The 24,628-nt window shown below is 64.5% G+C and carries 21 protein-coding genes; 9 read left to right on the forward strand and 12 right to left on the reverse strand.

The genetic code is table 11. The features are described from left to right. Positions 1–185: 185 nt before the first annotated feature. Positions 186–647, forward strand: coding sequence for a tellurite resistance TerB family protein (locus tag BGRAMDRAFT_RS12175; RefSeq protein WP_006049041.1), 462 nt, complete (start codon positions 186–188; stop codon positions 645–647). Here BGRAMDRAFT_RS12175 and BGRAMDRAFT_RS12180 read toward each other — a convergent pair. Next, positions 620–1,501, reverse strand: coding sequence for a LysR family transcriptional regulator (locus BGRAMDRAFT_RS12180; RefSeq protein ID WP_006049042.1), 882 nt, complete (start codon positions 1,499–1,501; stop codon positions 620–622). The genes BGRAMDRAFT_RS12175 and BGRAMDRAFT_RS12180 overlap by 28 nt on opposite strands. A gap of 143 nt (positions 1,502–1,644) precedes the next feature. Between BGRAMDRAFT_RS12180 and BGRAMDRAFT_RS12185 the strand changes: the two genes are divergently transcribed. Continuing rightward, positions 1,645–2,403: a TerC family protein gene (locus BGRAMDRAFT_RS12185; RefSeq protein WP_044020922.1), complete on the forward strand. Its 759-nt coding sequence runs from the start codon at positions 1,645–1,647 to the stop codon at positions 2,401–2,403. Between the two features lie 33 nt (positions 2,404–2,436). After that, entirely contained in the window at positions 2,437–2,745 is a 309-nt protein-coding gene (locus tag BGRAMDRAFT_RS12190; protein ID WP_006049044.1) for a TFIIB-type zinc ribbon-containing protein, read from the forward strand. A gap of 37 nt (positions 2,746–2,782) precedes the next feature. On the opposite strand, the gene BGRAMDRAFT_RS12195 is transcribed toward BGRAMDRAFT_RS12190, so the two are convergent. Continuing rightward, complete coding sequence (locus BGRAMDRAFT_RS12195; protein WP_006049045.1) at positions 2,783–4,180, reverse strand: MFS transporter; 1,398 nt, start codon at positions 4,178–4,180, stop codon at positions 2,783–2,785. A 424-nt stretch (positions 4,181–4,604) separates the two neighbouring features. Between BGRAMDRAFT_RS12195 and BGRAMDRAFT_RS12200 the strand changes: the two genes are divergently transcribed. The 4 genes from BGRAMDRAFT_RS12200 to BGRAMDRAFT_RS12215 all read left to right on the forward strand — a co-directional run bounded on the left by BGRAMDRAFT_RS12200 (position 4,605) and on the right by BGRAMDRAFT_RS12215 (position 8,675). Then, entirely contained in the window at positions 4,605–5,558 is a 954-nt protein-coding gene (locus BGRAMDRAFT_RS12200; protein ID WP_006049046.1) for a 2-hydroxyacid dehydrogenase, read from the forward strand. A gap of 123 nt (positions 5,559–5,681) precedes the next feature. Further along, entirely contained in the window at positions 5,682–6,620 is a 939-nt protein-coding gene (locus tag BGRAMDRAFT_RS12205; protein WP_006049047.1) for a LysR family transcriptional regulator, read from the forward strand. A gap of 76 nt (positions 6,621–6,696) precedes the next feature. Then, a complete protein-coding gene (locus tag BGRAMDRAFT_RS12210) occupies positions 6,697–7,608 on the forward strand; it encodes an MBL fold metallo-hydrolase (protein ID WP_006049048.1) in 912 nt (303 codons plus the stop codon). 131 nt (positions 7,609–7,739) lie between these two features. Beyond that, positions 7,740–8,675: a LysR family transcriptional regulator gene (locus BGRAMDRAFT_RS12215; protein WP_006049049.1), complete on the forward strand. Its 936-nt coding sequence runs from the start codon at positions 7,740–7,742 to the stop codon at positions 8,673–8,675. Positions 8,676–8,758: 83 nt separating this feature from the next. Here BGRAMDRAFT_RS12215 and BGRAMDRAFT_RS12220 read toward each other — a convergent pair whose 3' ends face one another. The 10 genes from BGRAMDRAFT_RS12220 to BGRAMDRAFT_RS12265 form a co-directional block, all read right to left on the reverse strand. Continuing rightward, positions 8,759–11,773, reverse strand: coding sequence for a winged helix-turn-helix domain-containing protein (locus BGRAMDRAFT_RS12220; RefSeq protein WP_006049050.1), 3,015 nt, complete (start codon positions 11,771–11,773; stop codon positions 8,759–8,761). A gap of 113 nt (positions 11,774–11,886) precedes the next feature. After that, complete coding sequence (locus BGRAMDRAFT_RS12225; protein WP_006049051.1) at positions 11,887–12,426, reverse strand: DUF3331 domain-containing protein; 540 nt, start codon at positions 12,424–12,426, stop codon at positions 11,887–11,889. Between the two features lie 123 nt (positions 12,427–12,549). Further along, a complete protein-coding gene (locus BGRAMDRAFT_RS12230; RefSeq protein WP_006049052.1) occupies positions 12,550–13,563 on the reverse strand; it encodes an MBL fold metallo-hydrolase in 1,014 nt (337 codons plus the stop codon). Between the two features lie 11 nt (positions 13,564–13,574). Next, positions 13,575–15,302 (reverse strand): FAD-dependent oxidoreductase, encoded by a 1,728-nt coding sequence (locus BGRAMDRAFT_RS12235; protein ID WP_006049053.1) that lies wholly within the window; start codon positions 15,300–15,302, stop codon positions 13,575–13,577. Between the two features lie 52 nt (positions 15,303–15,354). Next, positions 15,355–16,971 carry an alginate export family protein gene (locus BGRAMDRAFT_RS12240; protein WP_006049054.1) on the reverse strand — a complete coding sequence of 539 codons (1,617 nt, stop codon included), beginning with the start codon at positions 16,969–16,971 and terminating at the stop codon, positions 15,355–15,357. After that, the gene (locus BGRAMDRAFT_RS12245) at positions 16,961–17,929 is read right to left on the reverse strand and encodes a VOC family protein (RefSeq protein WP_006049056.1); all 969 of its coding nucleotides are present in this window, start codon (positions 17,927–17,929) and stop codon (positions 16,961–16,963) included. The genes BGRAMDRAFT_RS12240 and BGRAMDRAFT_RS12245 overlap by 11 nt, the downstream gene beginning before the upstream one ends. Before the next feature lie 93 nt (positions 17,930–18,022). Continuing rightward, on the reverse strand, positions 18,023–18,274 hold the full coding sequence (locus BGRAMDRAFT_RS12250; protein ID WP_006049057.1) for a DUF1427 family protein: 252 nt from the start codon (positions 18,272–18,274) through the stop codon (positions 18,023–18,025). 24 nt (positions 18,275–18,298) lie between these two features. After that, on the reverse strand, positions 18,299–18,940 hold the full coding sequence (locus BGRAMDRAFT_RS12255; protein ID WP_006049058.1) for a hypothetical protein: 642 nt from the start codon (positions 18,938–18,940) through the stop codon (positions 18,299–18,301). 211 nt (positions 18,941–19,151) lie between these two features. Further along, a complete protein-coding gene (locus BGRAMDRAFT_RS12260; RefSeq protein WP_006049059.1) occupies positions 19,152–20,621 on the reverse strand; it encodes a mechanosensitive ion channel family protein in 1,470 nt (489 codons plus the stop codon). Positions 20,622–20,693: 72 nt separating this feature from the next. Then, positions 20,694–22,565 carry an amidohydrolase gene (locus tag BGRAMDRAFT_RS12265; protein ID WP_006049060.1) on the reverse strand — a complete coding sequence of 624 codons (1,872 nt, stop codon included), beginning with the start codon at positions 22,563–22,565 and terminating at the stop codon, positions 20,694–20,696. A 295-nt stretch (positions 22,566–22,860) separates the two neighbouring features. On the opposite strand from BGRAMDRAFT_RS12265, the gene BGRAMDRAFT_RS12270 reads away from it, so the two are divergent. Beyond that, complete coding sequence (locus tag BGRAMDRAFT_RS12270; protein ID WP_006049061.1) at positions 22,861–23,379, forward strand: Dps family protein; 519 nt, start codon at positions 22,861–22,863, stop codon at positions 23,377–23,379. 305 nt (positions 23,380–23,684) lie between these two features. Further along, positions 23,685–24,506 carry an alpha/beta fold hydrolase gene (locus tag BGRAMDRAFT_RS12275; protein WP_006049062.1) on the forward strand — a complete coding sequence of 274 codons (822 nt, stop codon included), beginning with the start codon at positions 23,685–23,687 and terminating at the stop codon, positions 24,504–24,506. Positions 24,507–24,628: the final 122 nt, after the last annotated feature.

Below are 24,628 nucleotides of genomic sequence, written 5' to 3' on the forward strand. Positions count from 1 at the left end.
CGCGCATGCCGCTGACGCTCACGTTGACGCTGACGCTGACGCTGAAAAACGCGCGGCAACGGCGGTTGGTGACACTTCGCATTTTCCGCACCTTAACTTCGCGATTAACAGGTTTATCCGATATGGATACTGCCGCAGACTGGGCTCATCATCAACACGGACATTGTCCGCGAAAGGACCCGATCATGCGAAGCTATCCGCTTAACAGCAAAGAGGCAGCAGCCCGTATCGTCGCGCTTGCGCTCACTTCGGACGGCCATGTGTGCAGTTCGGAAGAGCGCGCGCTCGAGAAGCTCGACATAGCCGGCGAACTCGGCCTCGCGCCGGCGCAGTTCGCGCAGATCCTGCAGACGCTGTGCGAGGACCGCTCGATCGCGCAGTTATCGTCCGCGCCACCGATGGGCCGCCTGGACACCGCGTTGCTCGCCACGCTGATCGACGAAATCGACGATCCCGCGCTGCGCCGCAAGGTCATCCGCCTATGCGTCGCGGTGACGGTCGCCGACGACTACCTCGCGGACGGCGAAATCGCGCTGCTCGCCGCGGTGTTCGATGCATGGGGACACGAACTGAAACCGGTCGCACGTCGCCACGGCTTTCCGTCGCATGTGATGCGCAATTACGAGCGCGCGCTCGCCATCACCTGAGAAGCCAGCGCATGATGCTGCCCGCGGCGCGAGCGGATTGCGTGAATCTCTTCGACCACGCCGTCCGCGCGGCCGAGCGGGCGCAAACCGCGCAGCAGCGACAACTCTTCCGCGCCCAGTTCGGCGAGCGGAAACACGCCGAGGCCGCGCGCGGCGAACACCGCCATCAGCGCGCTGTCCTCGAACTCGCCGACGACGCGCGGCCGGATGCCGTGCGAATCGAACCAGCGATCGAGCCGCGCGCGCAACGCGGCGTGACGCGTGGGCAGTAGCACGGGCAAATCGGCAAGACAGTGCGGAAAACTCGCGCGCGCGGATTTGCGCACGATTTCCGCAGGACCGTACCAGTCGACGGGCGAGCCGACGAGCCGCTGACTCAGCACACGCAGATCGGAATTGTGCGGCGCCGGCTGGCAAGCGAGCACCAGATCGAGCCGATGCAGCGCGAGCTCGGACAGCAACTGCGCGGGCTCTCCCTCGTGACACAGCAGCCTGAGCGACGGCGTGCCGAGCACGGGCGCGAGAAGCGCATGCGCCGCGAGCTTTGAAATGCCATCGGACAGGCCGACCGCAAGGCGCGCGACGCCTTCGCCGCCCGCCTCTTGCATGTCGTCGAGCAGCGCCTCGCCGAGCTGAAAAATCTGCTCGGCGCGGCTGAACGCGGTCTCGCCGGCTTCGGTCATCGCGACGCCGCGGCCGGCCGGTTTCAGCAATTGCCGCCCGATGGATTTTTCGAGTTCGCGGACCTGCGCGCTGATGGTCTGAACCGCCATATCGAGCCGCTCGGCTGCGCGCGCAAAGCCGCCCTCCTTCACGACGATCCAGAAATAGTACAGATGACGGTAGTTGAGCATGGCACGGCCGATATAAATTAGCTTCGGAAAAACCGATATGTCGATCAGCTTAACACTGGTTTATCCGATCCACGCATTGGGCGATCATGATCGCTATTGCATCGCTATTCCACCGCTATTCAACCCCATTCGCCGACGAACTCATGGACACCCTGCTCACACTCGCTGCCGATCCCGCCGCATGGGTCGCGCTTCTCACGCTCGTCGTGATGGAGATCGTGCTCGGCATCGACAACCTGATCTTCATCTCGATCCTCAGCAACAAGCTGCCCGTGGCGCAGCGTGCGCGCACGCAGCGTCTCGGCATCATGCTCGCGCTCGTGCTGCGGCTCGGCCTGCTCGGCACGGTCGCATGGATCGCGCAACTGACCGCGCCCGCGATCACGCTGTTCGACCACGCGTTTTCATGGCGCGATTTGATTCTGCTTGGCGGTGGCCTGTTCCTCGTGTGGAAAGCGACGCGTGAAATGCACCATCACGTCGTGCACGCGCAGGCGGACCACGAAGACCGCAGCGCGGGCAGCACCGTTCAGTTGACCGTGGCGAGCGCCATCGGCCAGATTCTGCTGCTCGATATCGTGTTTTCAGTCGACAGCATCATCACGGCGGTCGGCATGACCGACCATTTGCCGATCATGTTCCTCGCGGTCATCAGCGCGGTCATGGCGATGCTGTTCGCGGCGCGCCCGCTGTCGCAATTCATCGACCGCAATCCGACCATCGTCACGCTCGCATTGAGCTTCCTGCTCGTGATCGGCATGACGCTGATTGCGGAAGGCTTTGGAACGCATGTGCCGAAGGCCTATATCTACGTGGCGATGGCTTTCTCCGCGTTCGTCGAGGCAGTGAACATGCTCGTGCGCCGCTCGAAGTCGAAGCGCGCTGCGGGCACCGCTCGATGAGCGTTTCCACCTCTCGTAACAAGGAGCGACACCATGAAATGCCCTGCTTGCAAAACGCCTGACCTGCTGATGACCGAGCGCCGCTCGATCGAAATCGACTACTGTCCCCAGTGCCGCGGCGTGTGGCTCGACCGCGGCGAGCTCGACAAGCTGATCGCGCAAGACGCCGCCGAAACAGCCGCGCCAGCCGCGCCCGCTCACGCGCGCCCGAGCCACGACGACTATCGGGATCGCGATCGCGGGCATGTCTACGACGATCAACGCCGTTACGACGATCATCGATCGGGTTATCGGACGCACAAGAAAAAGCGCTCGATTTTCGACGTGTTCGACTTCGATTGAGCGCTTAAACCTGCGTCATACGCCTCGCGTGGCCCTGCTACTTCGCGCGCGCTTGCGGCCCGTCGCCGCGCCGCGTCGCAATCGGCTCGGCCACGCTGAAGAGCAGCAGCAGACACAGCAGCGCCGTGCCGACCATATACAGAAACACGCTCGTCCAACTGAACTTGTCGAGCAGAATGCCGACGACAAGCGGAGCGCATGCGCCGCCAATCTGCCCGACACAGTTCACGATGCCGAAGGCCGTCGGATAAGTGGATTTCGTCGCGAGTCCCATTGGGTACGCGGAATAGCCGGCGAAGCCGATGCCGAGCATGAGGCCCGCGAGCATCAGCGCGACGCCGAGATACGCGACGCTGTCCGGCGCGTCGATCAGCAGCAGCATCATCAGCATGGTGCCGAGCGCGCCGAGCATCATCATCGGCTTGCGGCGGCCGGCGAGCAGCCGGTCCGATATGACGCCGCCGAGCATGTTGCCGGCCACCGCGCCGATAAACGGCGCCGACGCGAGAAAGCCCATTTTTACCGACGCAAAACCCTTGACCGTGACGAGATACGTCGGCATCCACGACATGAAGATGTTGCTGATGCCGATCATGCAGCCATAGCCGATCGCGACGCCCAGAATATTCCACGATCCGAACACCTGGCGGATCGTCTCGAGTTGCGCGACAGGCTTGGTCCGATTGAACGCATCGAGATACGGAATACGCGCGACTTCATTGCGGCGCGACGCGGTGGCGCCCCGGCCCTGGCGCGGGGTATCGTCGGCGATATAGCGCTGCTCGGCTTCCGAACAGAAGCGGTTTTCACTGGGCGAATTCGTGACGAGAACCATCCACACGACAGCAAGCACAAGGCCCGGCACCGCGAAGACATAAAAGATCTCGCGCCATCCCCACAACTGGATCACGACGATGCACACCGACGGCACGATCAGCGGCCCGAGCTTGGACGCGGCGATCCACAGGCCGGTGGCCGTGCCCTTCTCTTTCGCGGGAAACCAGCGGTTGATCACGTTCGTGCAGCCGATCCCCAACGGACCCTCGGACAACCCGAGACCGACGCGGTACGCCTGGAGCAGAAACACCGACGACGTCGTGCCCATCAGCCCGGTAAATACCGACGTGAGAATCATGAAGACCGAAAACAGAAAGCCCGTGGTCTTTTCACTGAGCCGCTTGTAAAGCAGGCCGACGGGTATCTGCACGAAGCCGTACGCAAACGAAAAGAGACTCACGATGAGTCCCGCCTGCGTGTTTGTGATGCCGTATTCCTTTTTCAGGTACGGCAGCGCAAAGCCGAAATTGGCGCGGTCCGCGCAGGCAATCGCCCAGATGCAGAAGATCAGCCCCATCACGATCCAGCGGTGGCCCGTGCGCTTTTGCGCAAGCGGTGCGGCTTTCGCATCCGCGACGACACTCTCCGCATTATTCATGGCGAATCCCTCGCGAGCTTGCGTCGGGACGGGAATGCAATTGCGAGTGCAACAGCGGGTGCATCGGTAAAAAACCTGATGCAGCGAGAGGCGTCATGCAGCGGCATGTTTTCACGCTTTGTCTCCGATGTATTTAGAACTTATTAGCCGCTTCCCTTGAGGAAGCAGGCGAAGGAATGCTCCTTCCGACGCTTCGATTCTGCGGGCGGTGTCATGGGCCGTCCAATCTTTTCTCGCTATTAATTGATGCCTGGATTGAATCACCGGCGAGTGCGCCGTTACGCTTCGATCCGTGGATCAACTGATAGCGTTTTGGGATTGGACGCGATTCGTGAAAGGGCCCATCATCCGCCGACATCGCGACTGGATGCGTGCGCCGCTCGCCGCGCCGGCCGGATCGTCGACTACAACAAGGAGCGCCGCTTTGAAACCGAACATTCTGCAACTGAACCCCATTCTGATTCCCGCGATCAACGACACGCTCGCATCGCGCTACACGGTGCATCGCCTCTTTGAACAAAATGATAAGGATGCCTATATCAGCGAGCACGGCGCGTCGATCCGAGGCGTTATCACAGGCGGCCACACCGGCATTTCGAACGACCTGATCGAGCGCTTGCCCGCTCTGGAAGTGATCGCGGTCAACGGCGTGGGCACCGATGCAGTGGACCTCGCATTCGCGCGCTCGCGCGGCATTCCGGTGACAGCGACGTTCGGCGCGTTGACGGAAGATGTCGCCGACCTCGCGATCGGCCTGATGCTCGCGGTATGCCGCGAAATCTGCGCGGGCAACGAGTTCGTCAAATCGGGCAACTGGCAGAAGAATCCGCATCCGGGTGCGTTGCCGCTGTCGCGCCGCTTGAGCGGCAAGCGCGTCGGCATCGTCGGAATGGGCAAGGTTGGGCGTGCGATTGCGCAGCGCGCGAGCGCGTTCAACTGCCCGATCTCCTACACGGATTTGCGCCGCATGGACGATGTGCCGCATCCGTTCGTCGCCGATCTGCTGTCGCTCGCGCGCGGTTGCGATTTTCTCGTGCTGGCCGCCGCCGCCGACAAGGCGCAAGGCATCGTCAATGCCGCCGTGCTCGATGCGCTCGGCAAGAACGGCTACCTGATCAACGTCGCGCGCGGCAAGCTCGTGGTGGAAAGCGACCTCGTGCAGGCGCTGCAAGGCGGCGTGATCGCGGGCGCGGGACTCGACGTGTTCGTCGACGAACCAAACGTGCCGCCCGCGCTCTTCGACACGGACCGCGTTGTTTTGCAGGCGCATCGCGCGAGCGCCACGGTCGAATCGCGCACCGCGATGGGCGAAATGGTGCTGGCAAGCCTCGAACAGGCGCTTGCAGGGCAGCGTCCCGAGGGCAGTCTCACGACGTGATGCAGCGACCTGACGCAGCAACGTGATGCAGCACCGGCCCGCGGCTCGCCGCGGCGTCCGGATCGGATGGGGAGCGCGCGCACCTATAATGAGCGTCGACTTCCCTTCCATGCCGATACAAGAATGCTCGATCTCGGACAAGTGCGTTGCTTCGTCGCCGCGGCGACAGAACTGAATTTCAGACGCGCTGCCGCGCTGCTGCACATGACACAGCCGCCATTGAGCAGACAGATTCAACTGCTCGAGGACAACCTCGGCGTGAAGCTGTTCGAACGCATTGGCCGCACCGTCAAGCTGACCACCGAAGGCCGCGTGTTTCTCGCCGACGCGACGCGTCTGCTCAATCTTGCCGAGCAGGCCGAAAGCACCGTGCGGCGCGCGAGCAAGGGCAAGACCGGGCGCGTGCGGCTCGGCTTCACCGGCGCGGCCGGCTATGAGCTGATTCCCGAGTTGCTGGTCGCCGCCGCCGACGTGCTGCCCGAGATCGACGTCGTATTGCTCGAACTCGTTTCCGCCGCGCAGATCGAAGCGTTCGCCGCGAATGCAATCGACCTCGGCTTTCTGCGTCCGTTGCAATCGAGGCAAAAGCTCGAGTTTCTTCTCGTCGACGAAGAGCCGCTGATCGTCGCGCTGCCGAGGCGCCACGCGTTGTGCCAGTTCGAGCGGATCGAACTGAAGCAACTCGACGAGCAGCCGTTCATCATGCATTCGCCCGCGCAAGGCAAGTACTTTCATGACCGCATCATGGGCATGCTCGCGGCCGAAGGCGTGAATCTGAACATCGCGCAATACATCGATCAGACGCCCACGATTCTGTCGCTGGTTCGCGCGGGACTCGGGCTCGCGATTCTGCCGGCGTCTGCGCAACGGTTTCATTACGACAATGTCGAGTTCCGGCATATCGCCGGCAACACGATTCACGCGGAAATGAGCATGGCCTGGCGCGCGGATCAGGACAATCCCGCCGTCACCGCATTCCGCCTGATGGCCGCGGAATATTTCGCGAATGCGGCGAATGCGGCGAACGTCACGAACGCGAAGCAAGCCGCGCCGAACCCATAGCCGCTCTCGCACGATCAGGTATAGCGCTTGCGCGACGTTGCATCACTCCTTCCCCTTCCGTTACGGGACGAATGCGATGATCGTGCACCATCTCAACTGCATTTCGACCTGCCCGCTGGGCGGCCGCCTGATGGACGGACGCACGCGTTCGCTCGCCGAGCGCGGGCTGCTCACCTGCCACTGCCTGCTGGTCGAAACTTCCGCGGGGCTCGTGCTGGTCGACACCGGCTTCGGTCTGCGCGACGTCGCCGATCCGCGCTCGCGGATCAGCCGTTTCTTTCTCGGACTCGTGAGCCCGGATTTCCGCGAGGAAATGACCGCGATCCGGCAGATTCAGCGGCTCGGTTTCGATCCGCGCGATGTCACGCATATCGTGCTGAGCCATCTCGACTTCGATCATGCGGGCGGCCTCGACGACTTTCCGCACGCCACCGTGCACCTGTTGCGCGTCGAGCGCGATTACGCGTTCGAGCAAAGAACGTGGATGGACCGGCAGCGGTTTCGTCCGCAGCAGTGGTCGACGTCCGCGAAATGGCGCGTGTATCAGGCAAGCGAAGGCGAAACGTGGAATGGCTTTTCGCGCGTGCAGCAATTCGACGGACTGCCGCCCGAATTGCTCGTCGTGCCGTTGCGCGGACACACGTTCGGTCATGCGGGCATCGCCGTGAATACGACGGGCGACCGGTGGCTGTTCAATGCCGCCGATGCTTATTTCCATCACGCCGAAATGCATGCAGAGCCGCATTGCACGCCGGGGCTGCGCTTTTATCAGTGGATGCTCGAAAAAGATCGCGCGGCGCGCTTCGATAATCAAAGCCGGTTGCGCGACCTCGCATTGACGAGCCAGGCGGTGAGCGTGTTTTGCAGTCACGACGTGACCGAGTTCGAACGGCTCGCGAAGCGTCCCGCGAACATGCCGGCGCGCCGGGCCGTCGACACCTCTGCCGCCCCGCACGCGGCCTGGTCGTCCGACAATCGCACGGCATAGCGCCGTCAACAAAAGAACAGACAACAACGAAGAAGCCGGCGCCCAGGCCACCGCGCCTGCGATGAAATCCAGTATGCTGAGCGCTTCAGCCGCCCGGCTCGAATGGATGTCGTCCTTCGCCCTTCTTCGTCATGAATCTTTCCTTTGAAGTCCTTCAGGTGCTTGACGCCGTCGATCGAACCGGCACCTTCGCGAGCGCCGCGGAAACGCTGCATAAGGTGCCGTCGTCGCTCACGTATCTGGTGCAGAAGCTCGAGCTCGATCTCGGCGTCAAGCTGTTCGATCGCAGTGGCCGGCGCGCCACGCTCACGCATGCGGGGCGCGTCGTCGTCGAGGAAGGCCGCCGTTTGCTGGCCGCAGCAGAAGATCTGGAATGCAAGGCGAAGCGCATCGAGCAAGGCTGGGAGTCCGACCTGTACGTCGCCGTCGACGAGATCATTCCGTTCGCGCTGCTGTGGGATCACGTCGGCGAGTTTTATAAGCTCAAGCTCGACACGCGCCTGAATCTGTCGACGGAAGTGCTGGGCGGTTCGTGGGACGCGCTGCTCACGCGCCGCGCGGATCTGATTGTCGGCGCCGCGGGCGATCCGCCGCCGATTCCGAATCTCGTCGCAAAGCCGATCGGCTCTTTGCGGCACGTTTTCGTGGTCGCGCCCGATCATCCGCTCGCAAGCATGCCCGGACCGCTGACGCTCGACGTGGTCGCGCGCTATCGCGCGGTGGCGATCGGCGATACGTCGCGCAAACTCGCGCCGCGCACCATCGCGCTCGCCGACAATCAGGAAGTGCTGACCGTGCCGACGCTCGGAACCAAGCTCGCCGCGCAGTTGCGCGGGCTCGCTGCCGGCACGATCCCCGAATGTCTCGCCGTCGAGGCGCTCAGGAACGGCGACCTGGTGCAGAAAGAAGTGCTCGGCATGCGCGAGATCACGCATTTTTATCTGGCATGGCGCGACGACGAGACGGGCAAGGCGCTGCGCTGGTGGGTCGAGCGCCTCGATCATCCCGACCTGGTCGACCAGGCCGTGCAACGGCAAATGCTCGACATGCAGATCAGTCCGCCGTGATGCAGACGCACCCGTGACGCGGGCGTGACGCGGGCGTGACTCAGGCATAACCCAGGCCGCTCAAAGCCAATGCCGCGCGCCGGCTAGCATCCTTCGCTCACTCTCGGCTGCCGCGAACGCCCGACAGGCGGCGGCGCACTCGCCTCGCCTTCTCTGTGCGCGCATTGCGGCACCATCGCGGCCGAAGCTCTCGCGGTTTCGAGCAGTTGCAGCGCCGCCTGGAAATCGTCGAAATCGAGCCCCTGCGTGAGTTTCGCGCACGCCGATTCGATCAGGCGCACCGCATCGGCAGCACGCCCTTGCGCGCACCACAGGCGGCCGAGACTGGTGGCCGCACGCAACTGCAACGAAGCGCAGCCTTGCGCGAGCGATTCCTCCATGGCCGCCGTCAGGCACGCGTTCGCATCCATCGCGGCGCTGCCAATTGAAAACACATTGGCATCCTGAAGCAGCAACTCGCCCTGCACGCGCCGCAGTTCGACCACATACCAATGGTCGCCGCTTTCGTCGCATTGGGCCAGCGCGCGCGTCACCGCGGCGATGGCTTCCTCGCGCCGTCCCGCGCGGCCCAATGCGAGCGCGTACTGCGCGACCAGCATCGCGCGTTGCGCGGCGTATTCGAGCGCGTCGAGTTCGTCGAGCGCCGCGCGAAATGCCTGGAGACGCGCGGGGCTCACGTCGTCGAATGAACGCAGGTACTCCTGGAAACAGCGCGCGCACGCTTGAGAGACACCGAGGCCCGTGCGCGCCGATACATCGCGCAGCAACGCGATGGCGTCTGCGGCACGCTCGCGTTGACCCGACAGCAACGCGAGCGGAATCTCCGCTTCGACGAGCACGTAGCAGGTGACGATCGCCTGGTCTTCCGCGCACGCGCTCGCGACGCAGGCTTGCGCGAGATCGAGCGCCTCGTCGCGCGCGCCCTGAAACCACAGCAGCCGTGCAAGCGTCGCGCGGCCGACCACGCCCTGATCGATGGATTGACCGAGCGGCAAACCGTGCTGCAGCGTATCCGCTTGCAGCAGAAAGCGTTCGAGCGACGCGCGCGCCTGCTGCTGATTGCCCGCGTAGTGCCACGCTATGCCGAGAAGCCGCGCGGCGAGAATGCCGTTGCTCGTGTCGCCGGTCTGCGCCGCGAGCGACGCAAACCGATGCGCGAACGCCAGCGCATTGCGCGCCGCGCCCGACGACTGGCTCGCGTTCCACATGCCCCACAACGCGCGCGCTTCGAATGCGCGATCGGCAAGCGCGATGGCGAGCGCCAGCACCTCGGCCCAGACCGCGAGCGTTTCGCGGTTCGGTCCGTTGACGTAGACGAGCGCCGCACCGAGCGCCGCGAGCAGTTGCATGCGCACCCGCAGATGCCGGGTCGACCCCGACGCGCCATGCGTATGCGCGACGCTTTCCAGCGCGCGGCGCGCCCACGCGCAGCATTCGTCCACCAGCGAAAGCTCGTACAACAACCCGACCACCTTGACCGCGAGTTTTTCCGCGAGCGCGTCGTCGCCTTTCGACGAAAGCGCCCAGCCGAGCGCCGCGCGCAGATCGTCGAGCCAGCCGCGCATGCGCGCATGCCAGCGGTCGGCGTCGGCATCGGCATCGCCTTCCGACAAGCGCGCTTCTGCCGACATATGACGCTCGAGCAAGCCGGTGAAATAGCGCGCGTGATTGAGCGTGACCGCGCGCCGCTCGCCGTTGTCGTCGAGCTTTTGCAGCGCGTACGCACGCGTTGTTTCGAGCAGCCGATAGCTCGCCTTGCCGCGCTCCACGCGCGCGACCACCAGCGACTTTTCGACGAGCCCTGAAACCGCCGCGATCACCGCGGCTTGCTGCAAGCCAGAGTCCGCGGCGACGGCGATGGCCGCGTCGATCGAAAAACTGTTGACGAAGATGCCGAGCCTGCGCAGCGTCGCGCGCTCCGCGTCGTCGAGCAGGCCGTGACTCCAGTCGAGCGTGGCCTTCAAGGTCTGATGCCGCGGCAGCGCCGTGCGGTTGCCGCCCGTCAGCATGTCGAAGCGGTCGTCCAGATGATCCGCGAGTGTTTCGATGCCGAGTGTGGCCGCGCGCGCGGCCGCAAGTTCGATCGCAAGCGGTATGCCGTCGAGCCGGCGGCATACGGTGCCGGTCAATTGAATGCTGCGTTCGTCGGACGAAAAACGCGCATCCATTGCGCGGGCGCGCGACAGGAACAACTGCACGGCGCTGCGCTCGAGTACCTGCTGGCTTTGATCGTCGTGCGCGGGGACATCGAGCGAGGCGACCCAGTACAAGTGCTCTTGCGCGAGGCGCAGCGGCTCGCGGCTCGTGGTCAGCACGCGTACGCCCGGACCGGCATTCAGCAGCGCGTCGGCGAGTTCGGCGGCCGGGCCGAGCACATGCTCGCAATTGTCGATCACGCACAGCACGCGCCGCTCGCCCCACTCGCTGCTGACGCGCGTGAGCGTGAGCGGACCGCTCGCCTTGCTGACGCCGACGCTCGCGGCGAACATCGCGAGCACGCTGTTCGCGTCCGACGTCGATGCAAGCGGGATCAGATAGACGCCGTCCGGATACGCGTCGAGCAGGCGGCGCGCGACTTCGACCGCAAGACGCGTCTTGCCGATGCCGCCCGCGCCGAGCAGCGTGACGTGACGCGCCGATGCGAGCGCCTGCGCGACGTCGCGCAGCGCGTCGTCGCGGCCGATCAGCGGCGAGAAGCTCGCGGGCAGATTGTGCGGGATGTGAGCGGCCGCGCTTTGGCGGTCGTTGGCCGCCTGCAGGTCGCGGCCGAAACCGCTCAACGTCACGCCGCTCGCGTGCTGCACCGGCGATTGCCGCGCGACGAGCCGGTAGCCGCGGCCCGAGACCGTCTGTATGAGTCCGCGGCTCTCGCCAAGCACCTTGCGCAGCGCGGACATATGAACCTGCAGATTATTTTCTTCGACGATGGTGTCGGGCCACACTTCCTTCAACATGTCGTTCTTCGACACCAGTTCGCCTTTTGCGGCGATCAGGACGGCGAACATGTCGAATGCGCGGCTGCCGATGCGCACGGGTTGTCCGTCGAGAAGCAGTTCCCGACTGGTCAGGTCCACCTGAAGCGGGCCGATGCGGATCATGAGGCGGTATCCAGAGCACGAGGGATGAAGATGCTGCCGGGCAATGGCTACCCGGCGATGAGTCCCCGAAGTCTAGACCAACAGTAATCACGCATGCGCGGAAAAAACTGAACCTATCGTTCAAAATTTTTGTACTGAACGAGCGGATGCTGAAGCTCGACCACCGACGCGAGAATCATCGCCGCGGCGTTGACCGGCACCGCGCTGCGCACTCTCGGCTTGTAGATCATGTCGTTCCGGCGGATCGTCGCGCCGCTCAGCGCGCAGCGTCCCTTCAGTCGCGCGCGGCAACTGATCCACACCTGGTCCGCGTAACGGCAGAGCGTGGCGTCCTGCCAGAGGACCGCAATCGACGTCTCCGACAGGCGCTCGATCACTTCGACCTGCCGATGCCGCGACGGCCCGTTGGCGGCCTCGCGCGTGAGCGGCAGCACGCGATACGGCTCGCCTTCGGCGTCGCCGCGATAGCCGGCGAGAAGCCGCTCGATCACGTGATTCCAGATGGGCGCGCTGGTGCCGTCGTGCCTGTATTCCTGCTCATGTTCGAGTTCATGCTCGCACTCGTCGCGCGCTGCACGGCATTCGTCACGATGCACGCCCGCTTCGTGCCTGGCTGCATTCGTGCATTGCTTGGCGGGGGATTCGATGTGCATCGCGATTCTCCTCGAGTGTTGACTATGCGCCGGTGGTCCACGTTGCAGGCGGCTCGCCTCGCAACGTCGGCTGCTTCAGTGGCCGCATCAGTGGCCGCATCAGTGGCCGCATCAGTGGCCGCATCAGTGGCCAGGCGCGGCCTCGTAGTTGACCGGCACCCAGTCGTACGTGCCGCCGTTTTTTCGAATATGCCCGAGGCCTGGAAACGCGATATGCGCGGCGCCGATCAGGTAGCGCCGATTCGCGGCGAGTTCGAGCGCGCTGCGGCGCGAGCGTTGTGCAGCGGCGGCGTCGGTGTCGTATTCGACCGAGGCTGTCGGGTTCTGCAACTGGATCGCGGCCACATGCACGATGTCGCCCCACACGAGCAGATGCTCCGTGCCGCTCTCGATCAGATAACCGGTGTGGCCAGGCGTGTGTCCAGGCAACGCGATGGCGCGGATGCCTGCGTCGAGTTCGATATCGCTATCGACGTCGACATCGAACGGTTTGAAGCGGCCCGCCGCGATATACGGCGCGACGCTTGCGCTCGCGGCGTCGAAGAAGGTGCTCAGAAAAGCCGGCGCTTTCGCTTTGTTGGCCGGATTCAACCAGTAGTCGGCTTCGGCCCGGCTTGCTCGCACGAGCGCGTTCGGAAACGCCATCGTGCCGCTGCTCGCACTGTTGATCACGATCCCGCCCACATGATCCTTGTGCAGATGCGTGAGCAACACTTCGTCGATCTGTTCGGGCCGATACCCGGCCGCGCGCAGATTCCCGAGCAACTTGCCGCAGCAATCGCCGTACAGCACCCCCGCGCCGGTGTCGATCAGGATCAGCTTCGAACCCGTGTTGATCAGAAACGCGTTGATCGAGCCTTGCACCGGCGCGCTCAGAAAATCGCGTTCGAGGTCGCGCGCGATCTCCGCCTTCGACACGTCTTCAATCACAGTGTCGATGGGAAACGGATGCGTGCCGTCGAGCAGCGCCGTGACTTCTAACTTGCCGAGCATGAGCCGGTAAAAGCCCGGCCCTTGTGTCTTGACTTGCGGCGCGGCCGCGAACGCCGCACTGCATAAAAAGCTCGCGGCCATGCCCAAAATCATCATGCAACGCGCGGCCGCATGCAAAGTCCAGCTACGTTGAAACGACTTCATCTTCTGCTCCGTCAGGAATGAGCCGCGACTTTCGCCGGCTGGCTGAGATACGCATGAATCTGTGCGACGACCGCCGCGCCGTCGCCGACCGCCGCGGCCACGCGTTTGGCCGAATCCGAGCGCACGTCGCCGACCGCGAACATGCCCGGCACGCTCGTTTCGAGCGGATAGCGCAGGCCCGCCGCGGAGCCGCCCGCGTCGCTTCTTGCGATTCCTGTCACGACGAAGCCGCGATTGTCGAGTTCGACGCCGCTCGCCGTGAGCCAATCGGTTTTCGGGTCCGCGCCGATAAAGAGAAACAGATGCCGCGTGGCCACGACTTCTTCGTCGCCGCTCGCTTCGTGACGCACGCGCACTTGAGTGAGGCCCGCTTCGTCGCCTTCGAGCTCGCTCAGCGTGCAGCCTGTGCACAACGACACGTTGGGCAGCGAACCGATCCGGTCGATCAGATACTTCGACATGCTCGCGTTGAGATCGCGGCCGCGAATCAGCATGCGGATGCTGCGCGCGAAGTTGGCGAGAAACACCACGGCCTGCCCCGCCGAATTGCCGCCGCCGATCAACACGATGTCCTGCCCCTTGACGAGCTTCGCTTCGATCGTCGATGCCCAGTAGTAGGTGCCGCGTCCCTCGAAGCGCTCGAAGCCGGGCACCGTCGGCTTGCGATACGCGGCGCCGCTCGCCACCACGACCGTGCGCGCACTGATGCGCTGGCCGTCGACGAGCGTCAGCGCGAACATGCCGTCATCGCGGCGCACCTCCGTGACCTTGCCGGGAATCGCGAGATGCGCGCCGAACTTGAGCGCCTGCTGGAATGCGCGCGCGGCGAGCGCCTGACCCGAGATGCCGGTGGGAAAGCCGAGATAGTTTTCGATGCGCGAGCTCGCGCCCGCCTGGCCGCCAGGCGCACGCTGATCGAACACGGCGACGGACAGTCCCTCGGTCGCCGCATACACCGACGCGGCGAGTCCGGCCGGACCCGCGCCGACAATCGCGACGTCGTAGCGATGCGACTGCTCGAAGGTCGGCACGAGTCCGAGGCACGACGCGAGTTGCGCTTCATCGGGCGCGCGCAGCACATGTCCGTTCGGGCAGAACACCAGCGGAAAATCGCCGGGGCCGGTCGTCATGCCGCCGAGCAGCGCGACGGCCTCCGGGTCCGAGCGCGCGTCGATCACGGTCGCCGGATACGCATTGCGGCGCAGGAAGCCTTGCAGGCCGACGAGCCGCGCATCGTCGCCATTGCCGACGATGATCGGCCCGAGGCCCTGCTCGATCAGTCCGAGCCGCCGCAAGATCAGCGCACGCATGATGTGCTCGCCGAGTTGCGCATCGGCGACGATCAGCGCCCGCAGGCGCTCGGGTTCGATCACGAGCGTCTCGGCGTCCGTCAGCGCGAGACCGTCGATCAGCGCCGGCTTGCCGGACAGTTGCGCCATCTCCGCCATGAAATGCCCGTCGTCGTGTTCGGTGACGAGCGTCGAGCGGCCGAAGCTGTCGCGTGAAAAAATCCGCACGCGTCCATGCAGCAGCACGAAGAGTCCGAGCGCGACTTCGCCCGTCTTGAAGATGAGTTCGCCGGCCTTGAAGCTCATCGGCCGCGCAAAGCGCCGCACGCTCTGAATCTCCGCCGCCGACAAACGCGGAAACATTTGATGTTGCCGGTATTCGAGCGATGAATAAGGAAACTCGAGCTCCGACGGTTGCGAGGCGTCGAGCGAAAAACCGGAAGTGCTCATTGCGATGACCTTTGTATGCGTGACCCGTTGCCGCTCTCTTCTTCTCTCTTACCTACCAGCCGAACTTCAGCTCGGCGCCGACATAGTCGGCATTGCGCGCGCCGAGTTCGCGCAGCGACGGTCCCACCTGAAAATGCACGGCTTCGAGCGCCGCCGCGAGATTCGCGGTGACGGCCCAGTCGGCGCGCAGTTGCGTATAGAAACCGGTCCATCGGCTGCCGCGTCCCGCCGTGCCCGGCACGACCGCGGAGCCTTGCTGATAGACCGCGTCGGCGGTGGTCTCGCGCCATTGCAGGCCGACGCCCGCGAGCAGCGAGAGCTTGCTGGTCGGCTTGACGACGAGCGAGGGCTTCACGTGGATCAGGTTCGCGTAGCCGGTGTAGCCGGCGAGCGCGAAGTAATAACCGTTCGGAAACAGCGGATTGAAGGTGCCGACGCGGCCGTCGCCCGGATGGTTGTCGCCCGATGCCGCATCGACCTGGATGCCGACGCGCGGCGTCCACGGCGCGGACGCGAACGTGTAGCCGGCGAGCGAGCCGACCGCCCATGCGCCGATCGTCTTCGTGCCCACATGCCCTGACTGATACATGCCCTCGACGTCCCAGTCGACGTGACCGAGCTTGCCCGCATAGCGCGCGTCGAACACGTCGCGATGCTCGTCGCCGGTCGCGTCGAGAAAGCGCGCGTTGCTGCGGTTGTAGCGCGAGTAATACGCGGACACGTCGCCGGGACCGACGCCCTGGCGCTCCACGCGCACGCCGCTGAACGTGAGATGCCGGTTCGACACATCGTCGAAATCGCTGTTGTCGCGGTACTGGACCGGCTGCGTCGCGTAGGCGATCCAGCGCCACGGACCGGTCTCGTAGTCGGCCCAGATCGCGTCATACGCCTGGCGCACGTTCGGGCCGTCACGCACGGAGATGAAGCGCTGCAAGTCGAACGCCATCTCCTGGCGGCCGACGCGGAACTTGATCACGCCAGGCCCGAGCGGCTCCACGATGGCGACAAACGCCTGACGCAAGTCGAGCGGATTCTTGTCGACTGGCGAGACCGTGTTCTTGCCGTAGGGATGCGCGTCCTCCAACTGCGTGAAGATCTGCACGTGAGGACCGAGGCGCACGTCCGCATGCACTTCGAGGCGTTGCAGCAGATACGTGTCGGCATGCCCCGAGCCGAGACCGAAGAGCGGCGCGTCGTTGGTTTCGAGCCGCTCGCGCAGCACCACGCCGAGCGACACGTACGCGTCGGGATTGCCGAACAGCGGGATGTATTTCAGCGAATCGAACGGACGCTTCGGGACGCACGGATTCGCGAGCGCCGACCAGTTTTCCTGCCAGCGGTTGAACATCACGGCTGGGCGCGTGCACGACGTGCTGGTGGCGGGAGCGCTGACGAGGGCTGTGTCGTCGGCGCTGCCTAGCGCCGTGTTGGTGGCGGTGCTCGCCGTATTCGCGGCGCTGCCCGATGCGCTCTCCACGGCAAAAGCCGGCGTTGCGGCAGTCAGACCCGTCGCCAGTCCCGTCGTCACGCTCGTGGCGAAAAGCCACGCGCGCAGCGCGGTACGGCGCGCCGTTCGAGCACGCGCCGTCGTCTCCACCTTGCGTGAACTCGCCGCCGACGTTGCGTGCATCGTCTGCGTCATCTGCATCGCGGTCGCTTTAGCGGCCATCGTGTACTTCGGCGATATATCCGCCCGGGAATTCGAGCATCGCGGTCTTGCCCGCCGCGCTGCCATTGGACGCGTACGGCGCATACAGCACCTTGGCGCCGGCCGCTTGCGCGCGTTGCAGCGTCTGCGCGACATCGTCGACGGCATAGCCGGTGGTGTCGCGGCCAAACGGGAACGGCAGCTTGCCGTCGGTGACGAACACGACCATACGGCCAAAGCCCGAAGCGATGTGAATCTCGCGGATCGTTTCGCCCGGACGGCCGATCACGCCGCCATCGGCGCGCGGATTGTCGGACAGCACCTTGCCGTGCGAAAAGTGCACCCAGCGGCGCACGAAGTTGTCGGCCTCGTAGCGCGACACGTACACGCGGTTATCCGGCACGCTTTGCAGCGGCGCATAGTTCGGCGCCTTCGTGTGCCAGTAGAGCTGCATCGTCAGACCGCCCGGCCACTGGATGATCGCGTCCTTGCCGATCGGATCGTCGAAGCTGTCGACGAGCACGTCGGCGCCCGCCGCGCGCGCGGCCTTCACGGCCTGATCGATATTGGTAACGAGGTAGCCGGTGCGCTCATTGCCGAACGGATACGGCACCGGCGTTTCGAAGCCGAACACCGAGAGCATGCCCACCGGCGTCTGCACATATTGCGAAGCGGTGCGGCTCGGCGTCGGCGTGACGGTGAAGACCGCGCGCGGCGACGCCTTGCCGCCGAACGTCGCGATGAAGCTGTTGACGAACGCGTCGAGATCCGCGGAAGCGACATACACGTGGGTCGTGTCGTATTGCGGACCGACCGACACGTCCGGATGACGCGCGGCAAGCGCGGTCTTCGCGCTCGCGACTTCGGGCGGACCGGCATCGGCGAATGCGGATGTGAACGGCGTGAGGCCGGTCAGGCCGATGAGCAGTGCGGCGGACACCGCCGCGAGAGGACGAAAACGCTGGAGCGAATGGAACATATGCATGACCTGATCGTGTTGGAAAAATGCGTGTGCAATGGAGCGGAGGAATCGCTGCACTAACGTGGGAATCAACTGCGCACTAACTTGGAATCAACCACCCTCTTTCGCGGCACCCGGCGCGAGCGGTTTTTGCGCGGCGCCATCCGCTGCGGGCGGCGCGCTCTGGACCGCCGCGCTCGGCGTGAAGAGCTGGCCCTTCACGACAGGGATCGCGTGTTCGCCGAGCACCATGCCGAGCAGGCCGGCGAGCGCGATCAACGGCGGTGCCGGCGACTGCACCTTGAGCAGCCAGTAGAGCAGTCCGACGCCGAAGCCGACGCCCAATGAAATGATGTAGCCCATGTCAATCTCCTATCGGGGCCATGCTCAGTTCGGCCATTCCGAACCGAGCACCAGCCCGCAAAAATTCAGACGCCGGTAGTTCGGGTCCCACCGGTCCAGTACGTCGGCGTTCACGGTGCCGAACGTCGTATGCGGACGAAACTCCATGCCGCGCGCGTATTCCTCGAGAATCCGCTTCTTGAAGCCCGCTTCCCGCGGACACGCCTCGACGATTTCGTCGCGCTGCTGCGGGGCGAATTCGTCGTAGCACGCGCCGCGCACGTCCATTTGCACACCCGCGGCAAGCAACGCCGCGAGCGGCGCGAGATGCTCGGGAATGCCCGGCGTCGTATGCAACGCGACCGCCAGCCAGACTTCGTCGATCGCACTCGCCGCGGCCTTGTGCTCGCGCATGAAGTCGCGCGCCGCGTTCGCGCTATCGACCTCGTAGCGGCACGACGATCCGCGATGCACGATATTCAGGCCCACGTTATGAAACATCGCGCCCACGTACAGCAGTTCGATGTCGAACACCAGGTTCTCGCGATAGCCGGTCAACGCGCCGAATAAAAACGCCCGCTGCGCGTGATGGAACATCAGCGCCGATTCCGTCGCGCGGACCCGTTCGGTCGCCCCGCGAGCCATCGCACTGTCCGGCATCGCGATGCCCGCTATGGTCCTGTTCATCTCATCTCCTCCACGTAGCGCATCGCGCGGGCCTCCGCGCGGGCCTCTTCATCGGGCCGTAGTCCTCGCGCGATTCCTGCGAACACGCGAAAGGCTGCCATCGGCAGGCCATCGACCGAGCCTTGAACAGCGTAACGATTGCCGCCGATAAAAGCCTTGGCGCAAACTTAAAAAGCCTGAAGCGGAAATAAGCGCAAGCGCACACCCGCGCTCACAGCGCGAGTTCGTGAAAACGCCGCACGCCGTCGCGAATCCATTGCAGCAAACCGCCGCTGCCCGCATCGGCATTCGCGGACGGCGCGAGCAGCATCTTTTCGCTTTCGTGATGGACGGAAAGCAGCCGGCACATTTCGCGCGCCACGTCCGGCCGCCGCGCGAGGATCGGTGTCAGCGCGTCCTTGTCGAGCCGGAACACCGTGGCCCGCGTCAGTGCGCGCACGATCACGCCGGTTCTGACGCCGGCGAGTATTCCGGACTGGCCGACCGAGTCGCCTGGCGCGAGCCTGCGCAACTCGACCTCGACGCCCTCTTTCGTCACGACCGCTTTCGCGACGCCGCGCGCGAGAATATGCAACTCGTGGCCGCCCTCGTCGGCGGCGCTGTAGATGGTGTCGTCGGCGTCGAACTCGTGCGGCGTCAATTGCGCGGCAAGCTCGGCGATTTCACCGTCGTCGAGCGTCTGGAAGATCAGCACGTTGCGCAGCAGTCGCTGCTTTTCGTCGGCGGGCTCGCCTATGGGTTCGGCCACCGACAACGGCCGCAACACCACACCGCGCGATAGCAGATGCCGGTGCGCGAGGTCGTAAAGGTCGTTGCGCACGCCGATCTTCTTGGTCCACGCGTCGACATAGCAGACGATCTCGTACTCGATCGCGTCGTTGGTCGCGCGCTTCACGCTCACCAGCGGCTTGGGCTCGGTCAGCACTTCCGGCGAACTCGCCGCGGCGTGCATCAGCGCCTGCAATACCGTCGCGGGACGAACCGACGGCTTGACCGGCAGCACCACGCTCACGCCGTGCGTGTGCATCGGCTGATTTGCATTGACGATGTTCGTGCGTGCCGCCACGCTATTCGGAATCACGACGATGTTGCCCTGCGAGTTGAGCAGGCTCGTCGCGCGCCAGTTGCTCTCCACGACCCGGCCTTCCACTTCGCCGATGGTGATCCAGTCGCCGATGCGAAACGGCTGCGTCGCATTGAGCACGATGCCGGAGAACACGTCGTTCAGCGTGCTCTGGATCGCGAGACCCAGCACCACGGCGACCGCTCCCGAAGTGGCGAGCAGCCCGCGCACCGGCAGTTGCAGCACGAACGCGATCGCGCCGACCGCGGCCGCGAGAAACACCAGCGCGCCGAGCACGTCCTGAAAGAGACGCTCCTTGTGCCAGGTGTCGGGCAACACCATCCGGTCGAGCACGACGGTGACAAGCCGCGCGCCTTGCAGCCACCACACGACCTCGAGAATCTGCGCGAGCAGATGGCGCACCGGTTCCGCGGACCACGGCGCCTCACGCAGCGGATTCATCCCGTGGCTAAACAGCACGTAGCTCGACAGGCCGAACATCAGCGCGCGCAACGCGAGCCGCGCCTGCTCGCTGCGCCGGCCCATGAAGCGCCACGCGAGGAAGTCGAGAACCAGAATGCCGAGCCCATAGAGCACGCCATCGGTCAGAGTCGGCATGAGGGTTCCCGCTTGCGACGATGTATTAAAGAGCCGGGCGCAACATGAAGTGCCTGGTGCGTGTGGCGCGCGTCAGAACGCGAAGCAACTGCAGCCGAGCGCGCCCCAGAAGCCGTTCGAATCGCTGACCGGCACGTTCTTGCGCCACGCCCAGCCGTGCGCATGCGCGTGCACGCCGCACAGATTCACGCAGCCGTCCACGCAGGCCACCGCGGTCGGCTTATAACGGCTGTAGCCGCCGAACTCGGCGACCGGCGACCACGACGGGCTCACCGGCAGGTCGGGCGGTGCGAGCGGCGCGAACTCGTCGGCCGCATAGACGACCTTGCCGCCCACCACCGTCATCACCGATTCGAGGTACTTGATGCTGGTTTCGTCGACGCTGAAATAGTCGTCGCTCAGCACCGCGAAGTCCGCGAAGTGGCCCGGCATGAGTGCGCCCTTGCGGTCGTCCTCGTTCGAGAACCACGCGCTGCCCACCGTGTAGCGGCGCAGTGCTTCCATGCGGTCGAGCTTGTTCGCGCTCGAATACATCGCCGTGCCGCCGACCGTCTTGCCCGACACCATCCAGTAAAGCGACACGAACGGATTGAAACTGGCGACGCGCGTCGCGTCCGTGCCCGCGCCGACCGGCAGACCCGCGTCGAGCATCTGGCGGATCGGCGGCGTGTGCTTGACCGCTTCTTCGCCGTACTGCTGGATGAAGTACTCGCCCTGATACGCCATCCGATGCTGAATGGCGATGCCGCCGCCGAGCGCGCGCACCCGCTCGATGTTCTTCTGCGTGATCGTTTCGCAATGGTCGAAGAACCAGCGCAGGCCGTTAAACGGAATGTCGGCGTTCACGCGCTCGAACACATTCAGGAAGCGCTCGATCGACTCGTTATACGTGGCATGCAGACGGAACGGCCAGCGGTTCGCGACCAGCAGTCTCACCACCGCCTCGAGTTCGACTTCGAGCGTGTCGGGCAAATCGGGCCGCGGCTCGAGAAAGTCTTCGAAGTCGGCTGCGGAAAACACCAGCATTTCGCCGGCGCCGTTCACGCGCAGGAAGTCGTCGCCTTCGCCGGGCTTCGTCATCTTCACCCACTTCGCAAAGTCCTCGATCTCTTTCTTCGCGTTCTGCGTGAAGAGGTTGTACGCGATGCGCACGGTCAGTTCATTGCGCCTGGCCATCTCCATGATGACCGCGTAGTCGTCGGGATAGGCCTGATAGCCGCCGCCCGCATCGATCGCGCTCGTCACGCCGAGGCGGTTCAGTTCGCGCATGAAGTGGCGCGTCGAATTGCGCTGGTCTTCCAGCGCGAGCTTCGGACCCTTCGCGAGCGTCGCATACAGCAGCCCGGCGTTGGGCCGCGCGATCAGCATGCCGGTCGGATTGCCGCGCTTGTCGCGTTGAATCTCGCCGCCCGGCGGATTGGGCGTGTCCTTCGTGTAGCCGACCGCGCGCAGCGCCGCCGCGTTCAGCAGCGCGCTGTCGTACAGATGCAGGATGAACACCGGCGTATCCGGCGCGATCGCGTTGATTTCCTCGAGCGTCGGGCCGCGCCGCTCGGCGAACTGGAATTCGTTCCAGCCGCCGACCACGCGAACCCACTGCGGCGCCGGCGTGCGCGCGACCTGCTTGCGCAGCATGTCGAGTGCATCGGCGAGCGACGGCACGCCGTCCCAACGCAGTTCCATGTTGAAGTTCAGGCCGCCGCGAATGATGTGCAGATGCGAATCGTTGAGACCCGGAATGACCGTGCGGCCTTTCAGATCGACATGGCGGGTGGCGTCGTTCACGTGACGCATCACGGCATCGCGCGAACCTGCGGCGATCACACGGCCGTTCGCGACGGCAAGCGAATCCGCGAACGAACGCTTGTCGTCCTGCGTCGCGATTTTGCCGTTGAAGAAAACGACTTCGGCCGGGGTGAATCCGGTTGACGGGTCCTGGGACATGACGGGCTCCAGTGGGAAAGGACAGGCAGACTGGGATGAGTGCGGGGCTCGCACTCACGGCGAGTCGAACTGGGAGGCAGTCTATCGGCGGGGTTTTGCCGAGTCCTTGTGCAAGCCCTTAATAGTTCTTAAAAGAACTGTCCGGCGAGGCGTGGCGAGACGGTGATGCGCCTCAGAACTTTTCATCTTTTTTGCAGGACTTTTTGCGGGCGGCGTTTTTACACTGGCAGCGCGGTAAACCGAATGCTTCGACACGTTCGACCCGCTGCTCACTCGCCTTTAAAAAGGAATCGCCATGAAAGACATCAAAGAGGCCGCAGCGCATCGCGCGGCGCCGCTGAAGACGCCGACCCGCCTCAGCGAAGACGCGACGCGCGACATCGCCGCCGCGTTGACCACGCTGCTCGCCGACGTGTTCGCGCTCTATCTGAAGACGAAGAACTTCCACTGGCATATGTCCGGCCCGTACTTCCGCGACTATCACCTGCTGCTCGACGAACAGTCGGACCAGATCTACGCGACCACCGATCCCATCGCGGAGCGCGCGCGCAAGATCGGCGGAAAGACGCTGCGCTCGGCGGGACACATCACGAAGCTGCAGCGCATCGCCGATAACGACGCGGACTTCGTCACGCCCGACGACATGCTCGCCGAGTTGCGCGAGGACAACCTGGCGCTTGCCGGCTATATGCGCGAAACGCATTCGCTGTGCGACGAGTATGGCGATGTCGCGACGGCAAGCCTGCTCGAAAACTGGATCGACGAAGCCGAACAGCGCGTGTGGTTCCTGTTCGAGTCGGGACGGCATGCGTGATGACGCGTGGCGGGCGACACGCGCTTAACAACACGAGGTTAACAACAATTAAGCAATCTGAAGTACGGCGACTATGCGCGCCCGTAGCATTGAAAGCGGCACACAACAACGTCACAGGTACGGAGAATAATTTGGCTAACTCATCCGCAGTTCCATCGGCAAATCGCCGCCAGTTGCTCGCAGCGGGCGCAAGCGCGGCCGTTGCCGCGTTTGCCGCGCCCGGCGCCGCGATGGCCGCGGCATCGGCCGGCGGCGCGAGCCATGCGGGCAACTCATCTCACTCACATCACGGAGAGCGACACAGCATGAACACGGTCACGACGAAAGACGGCACGCGGATTTTTTTCAAGGACTGGGGCACCGGTAAGCCCGTCGTGTTCTCGCACGGCTGGCCGCTCGACGCGGACGCCTGGGACCCGCAGATGCTGTTCCTCGTGCAGAAGGGTTATCGCGTGATCGCTCATGACCGCCGCGGCCACGGCCGCTCGGACCAGCCGTCGCATGGCAACGACATGGACACCTACGCGGACGATCTGGCGGCGGTGATCGACGCGCTCGATCTGAAGGAAGCGACGCTCGTCGGCCATTCGACGGGCGGCGGCGAAATCGTTCACTATATCGGCCGCCACGGCAGCGCGCGCGTCGCGAAGGCCGTGCTGATCGGCGCAGTGCCGCCGATCATGGTCAAGACCGAAGTGCATCCGAACGGCCTGCCGATGTCCGTGTTCGACGGCATTCGCGCGAACGTGGCGGCGAACCGCTCGCAGTTCTACAAGGACCTCGCGGTGCCCTTCTACGGTTTCAACCGGCCGAACGCGAAAGTGTCGCAAGGCCTGATCGACGAGTTCTGGCGCGAAGGCATGCTCGGCTCGATCAAAGGCCAGTATGAATGCATCAAGCAGTTCTCCGAGGTCGACTACACACCGGACCTGAAGAAGATGGACATGCCCACGCTGATCCTTCACGGCGACGACGACCAGATCGTGCCGATCGACGGCGCGGCGCGACTGTCGGCCAAGCTGGTGAAGAACGCGACGCTGAAGGTGTATGCCGGCGCGCCGCATGGCATGTGCTCGACGCACGCGGATAAGGTCAATGCCGATCTGCTGGAGTTCCTGCAGAGCTGATGCTGTTAGCTGTTAATGCCGTTAATGGCTGAGGCGCGCCGGCATACACCTTCAGCGTCGCGTTCTTCACCAGCTTGGCCGACAGTCGCGCCGCGCCGTCGATCGGCACGATCTGGTCGTCG

The sequence above is a fragment of the Paraburkholderia graminis C4D1M genome (assembly GCF_000172415.1).
In the GTDB taxonomy this organism is placed as follows: domain Bacteria; phylum Pseudomonadota; class Gammaproteobacteria; order Burkholderiales; family Burkholderiaceae; genus Paraburkholderia; species Paraburkholderia graminis.